Annotated in this window: 3 pseudogenes; 1 reads left to right on the top strand and 2 read right to left on the bottom strand. The window is 41.1% G+C overall.

The annotated features are described in order from the left end of the window. Positions 1 to 196 precede the first annotated feature (196 nt). Together CQ839_RS24505 and CQ839_RS24500 are read right to left on the bottom strand one after the other, a co-directional pair. Positions 197 to 1,076 (bottom strand): annotated as a pseudogene (locus tag CQ839_RS24505) (IS982 family transposase). A gap of 294 nt (positions 1,077 to 1,370) precedes the next feature. Then, positions 1,371 to 2,019, bottom strand: a pseudogene (locus CQ839_RS24500) (transposase). Between the two features lie 73 nt (positions 2,020 to 2,092). Here CQ839_RS24500 and CQ839_RS24495 point away from each other — a divergent pair. After that, positions 2,093 to 2,503, top strand: a pseudogene (locus CQ839_RS24495) (ATP-binding protein); the annotation flags it as partial. Positions 2,504 to 2,919: the final 416 nt, after the last annotated feature.

Here is a 2,919-nt window from a genome sequence, read left to right as displayed (position 1 = left end):
TCGGGCTCGCTTCGCTTTCGCTCGTCGCTCCCTTCAGCGCTTTACTAAGGTAGCAAGCTTATAAAGGTTTGTCAAGCGTTTTTTAAAAATCCTTTATTACTGATATCAATTTTCAATTCCAAGGCACAAATGCGATCAATAGACCTGTTGGGAAATAATATAAAATAAAAACAGTAACGCGATGTGCAACTGAGAATTAGGAAACAACCAAGTCTTCAAACTGTAAAGGATGAAGGGAATGGCGGTTGAGCCAAAAACAAAGAGTATGAGCAAGAATTTTCCGATTAAGACGACTAGAAAGATGCCAGATATCCCTAGCCCAAACCTTATCAAGATGAAAGCGAGCAACTAACTGACCAATGACAGTCTCGATCAATCGACGCACCTTAACAATCAAGCGCACCCACCAACGAGGACGGAAATCATGCATATTCGAGCGCAGAGCCGTTTGTAAATCAACAGAAAAGGTCTGTAGTTCTCGCCTAAGAGGTTGACTGAGATAGCCTTTGTCACCAATCAGGAACCCATGAATGTTGGAGACTAAATCCCAGAGAGTTTCCCGTTCATCGCCATTAGCGGGAGTAAGCGCAAACTGCGTAATTACACCGCTACCACTAATGAGAACATGATCATAAAAGCCATAGTAATGCATGTCCTTAGACGCACAGTAACCATAGTCTGCAATATCGGCAAAGCTACGACAACGGGATGCACGACTGAGGTAACACAGAGGTATGGGTACTCCATCAATCAGATGTAGATCATCGCTTAATGCTCCCAACTGTTGGGCTAGTTTTTCTTGGAGCATTGCTTTGTACTGCCACAGATTGGCGGCTTGTCGGACAAAGGTGGTGCGACTTTTTAAGGCTGGAAACCATTCTTGCCAATGTTCGCGAAAATATTGCCAGATCCCTATGTCGGTTTCTATTCCTCGATACTCAGCCACGATTTCCATCATTATCACTTAAAGCTTGCATAAACCCTTTGGCTCTTACCTTCTGGCTCACAGTTATTGCTTTGAGCAGTTCATCGATCTTACAAAATACCGCAATGATAAAATATTCCATAGAAAACATAATTCTCATCGCTAATGGCGTTAGTCTCAGCAGTTCTCATTATAAAAATCGGTTATTTAATGAGAATTGCTGCGTTAGTCCTATTTTCTAACACTTTCGGCTGTGAGTTTTTTTTGCTGTTTCTTAGTTGCACATCGCGTTTTACTTTTGGAGATTTTCTAGTGTCTTTTTTGGGCGGGGTTATGGCAAGCTCTTTTTTCCCTCCTTACCGATCTGGGTTCCCACATATTTAACCTAGCGAAATCCGACAAATGTGTGGTTTGACCCGCCTATTCCATTGTCACTTGATATACCTTAACAGGGAATAGACTTAACGTTTTTAAAAGACTGAAAGCGTAAAGTCAATAAAGAATCCAAAGCTGTTTTATGAATAGTGTGGGAATTCTCAAGGCAAGAAGAAATAGCGAATTTGAAAGAAGAAAAATCAGGATAATAGACCAAGTAGAGACATTGCTTTTTGACGAATTTCCAAAGGCGCTCAATCAAGTTCAAGTTTGGGGAGTAAGTAGTCAAATATAGAAGTTCGATGTTTAATTACTCGACGACAACTCATTCCCATCGATTTCAAAAAATGACGCACCTGTTCTCGACTATGGACAATTCCTATCAACTCGGCAATTGTTGCTGCTGCATGAGCCAGAGTTTTGGGTGGATGTTCTCGAAAATATATCTCTAAACTTTCCTGATGCTGTTTGAGTTCACTCTGGGGGCGATTAAAGGTCAGTTCCTTGAGTTTGGTTATCCCACCTTCTTTATAATCTCGTAAATAACTCAACAATGTCGGCTCAGTGATTCTTAGTAGTTTCGTGATTTCCTTGTGCGCGTATTTCTGGCTTTTTAGGTATAGTGCTTCCATTTTTCGCTGTACTCGCGGATGCGGGTGATGGAATCTTTCGTGATGTAGGGCATCTATTTCTTCTTTGGTAAATGTTATTCGGATCATCTTGGAGAAAAGCTACTATTCTTTCCATTTTTACCCTTCCGAAAAATAAAGTCTACACCCTGTCTAAGTATATCATCTTGCTGCTGGTTTAGCTCGTCGTATGGTGGAGATGGGTATGCGTGCCAAGTTCTTTGCGGTTAATGCTTTAGTCCAAGATTTGCAATACGCCAAGCTGCAACTACAACTCCCAGCATTGCTCAAGAAGCTCGATCGCTCTGAATTACTGCTTCTTGATGATTTGGGCTATGTCAAAAAGTCTGAAGCTGAAACCTCTGTCCTGTTTGAGTTGATTGCTTATCGCTATGAGCGTAAAAGTCTACTCATTACCGCTAATCAGCCTTTCAGTCAATGGGATTCCATCTTCTCTGACTCCATGATGACGGTTGAGACTGTCGATAGACTTGTTCATCACGCTGTGATCCTTGAAATTAAGTCAGATAGCTATCGTCGTCAGGTTGCTACTACTCGTGCTCAGGCAACTTAACTTTCCATTTTTATGGCTCTCTCTCAACGATCTAACCTTGTCGTTGCGTTCGCGTAGCGTTCACGAAGGGAAATCAGTTCTTGGCGCGAATTTATGTTTACGATCTGAACTGCTCTTTCGCGTCAACTACCCGACATTATTCTGTCGCGACACGACAAAACCCTTGACATTTAATAACTCCTAACATTTTTTTGCCATCTTTCTTCTTTTTTCTCTTATATCATCTGTTGCCTCTCCTTTGTGTTTTGGTATGAATTATCATTGCTTGACTGTCTACTAGTAGCTATAATCCTCAAAATGACATCTTAATGAATGAGGCAGAAAGCAGGAAAGAGATAGATAACAATGTTAAATGTTAACTATCTCTTTCCTGCTTTTTAAAATTAAGCTTGGCATCGAGCTATTTTCCCGTAGGG

Source organism: Pseudanabaena sp. BC1403, from assembly GCF_002914585.1.
GTDB lineage: Bacteria > Cyanobacteriota > Cyanobacteriia > Pseudanabaenales > Pseudanabaenaceae > Pseudanabaena.
Note: the sequence above shows the minus strand (reverse complement) of the source record. Positions and strands in the feature narration are given on the sequence as shown.